General features: G+C 36.6%; 3 protein-coding genes. All 3 read right to left on the bottom strand.

Annotated features, from left to right (window positions below; all coding sequences use genetic code 11):
• On the bottom strand, positions 1 to 590 hold a 590-nt coding region (locus JCM16418_RS23305; protein ID WP_036653825.1), incomplete at its 3' end, for a hypothetical protein.
• Between the two features lie 3 nt (positions 591 to 593).
• On the bottom strand, positions 594 to 752 hold the full coding sequence (locus JCM16418_RS25235) for a hypothetical protein (RefSeq protein WP_156327263.1): 159 nt from the start codon (positions 750 to 752) through the stop codon (positions 594 to 596).
• 42 nt (positions 753 to 794) lie between these two features.
• On the bottom strand, positions 795 to 1395 hold a 601-nt coding region (locus tag JCM16418_RS23300; protein WP_036653823.1), incomplete at its 5' end, for a PhoH family protein.

The following is a 1395-nucleotide window of genomic DNA, read 5'->3' as shown; positions in this document are numbered from 1 at the left end:
CCACTCCATGCCAGCTTACCAAGATGTAAATCTGCAATTGAAACTTCTAACATTTTTCCATCTTCACTAAATCTCGTAGGTTGATGAATTGGGCTAGTGTAATCATTGCTCATCTCAGCGAAAAATTTCTTTATAGTTTCAAATGTAAGCTCTTCTTTGCGTGGTTTCACTGAAATCTTACTAGAATATAGGGTGCTAATTCCGTCTGTTTTACTGTACACGTTCCATACATTGCTCTTAGCAGAAATTAATTCCCAAGCCTCAGTGTCATATCCATGTGACTTAAGAAGAAAATTCACATCTTTAGACTCTTCGATAGACATTCTCACAAGTTTGCTGCTACTTTGTGTTCCATCTCTATGTATTTCCATTGATTCTTTGAAGTCTATAACATCTTCTTCAGATTCTTTAATTGTTGTATCCGCATTACCAGATGATTTAGATCTCAACCGATTTTTTACCCACAGACGAAAGGACTCTCCATCGTTGAAGAGTCCCTCGCTATGTTTGTCGGCTAAATATGCCCAACTATCTGAGATTTCTTTCTTACGTTTTTTCATACCGATTTCAAGCAGCTTGTTATGATCCATAGATTAATCGCCAAGTGCGACAGGATCAATCTCATATTTCTCTGTTGGAACTACCGTCACTTTGTCGCCTTCGAATGTGATTTGAAGCTTTACTGCATTTGGGTATAACGCGAATGAAGCTTCTTTAATTTCATTAAGGTTGCGAATTTTATCCATCGACATATATATAACATCTCCCTAGTATTTTTTTGTTTTTTAATTCTTTTATAATTCAGCAAAAACCTTACTTGCTGCTGATCGCACATCTTCATCAAGAATGACTACACCAACAAGAGGATTTCCTTTTAATTTCTCTATAGCTAATAGAAGCCCATTATTATTCAAGTATTCATTCTCTGCTTGGTTATAGTCACCTGAGAATACTACAGCAGAATCGTCCCCAAGCCTCGTACCAATTAACTTAATCAATTTTGCATCAAGGTCTTCAGCTTCGTCACAGAGCACAAGAGTTTCATCAATACTCAAACCTTTCATAAAGTAGGGGATTTCGCGTAATAATACTCCTCGTTGCTCAAGTGCCCACGCTTCTTGTTCTCCACCATCAAGATGTTGAATGAATGGTTTAAAGAAGCATTCGGTTTTTTCATCTTTAGTTCCCTTTAAAAATCCAATCTCCTTACCAGATCCAATGGGATTTCTAACCATCATGATTTTAGAATAATTTCCTTTTGAAAGAACGTTGTGTATAGCTGTTTTGACGCTGAGTATTGTTTTTCCTGATCCATAAGTACCAGCAATAATCTTAATCGGAATAGAAGTATCCATTAATAGATCAATAGCGCATTCCTGAAGAGGGTTTTTTGCT

Origin of the sequence: Paenibacillus pini JCM 16418 (assembly GCF_000576305.1) — a bacterium.
Classification (GTDB): domain Bacteria; phylum Bacillota; class Bacilli; order Paenibacillales; family Paenibacillaceae; genus Paenibacillus_AQ; species Paenibacillus_AQ pini.
The sequence above is the reverse complement of the archived record's forward strand: the minus strand, read 5'-3'. Positions and strand labels throughout refer to the sequence as shown.